1 protein-coding gene is annotated in these 233 nt (G+C 31.3%); it reads left to right on the forward strand.

The window, feature by feature from the left end; translation table 11 throughout:
• Positions 1–233: hypothetical protein (locus ACPYOJ_RS36985; protein WP_481420629.1), on the forward strand; the 233-nt coding region annotated here is incomplete at both ends.

Consider the following 233-nt stretch of genomic DNA (forward strand, 5'->3'; position numbering starts at 1 on the left):
TTTTATTGTTCGGTAAAAATAATAAATACCGGAACATTAGCCTTGTCATTCTCTATTTTCTTTCTCTTATTTATCTTAATTATTTTGAATCCGTAGATAAGATTTCAGCAGCCAAACAGCTTCCGGGGACTTTATCTTATTTTATTCCGGGAATGCTGATTTACTTTAATTTCGATCAATTTATTAAGAACAAAAACACACTTTTTATCATTGCCGTCACGACTGTCTGGATA

It is taken from the genome of Rhizobium sp. SVR5-9E, assembly GCF_056755095.1.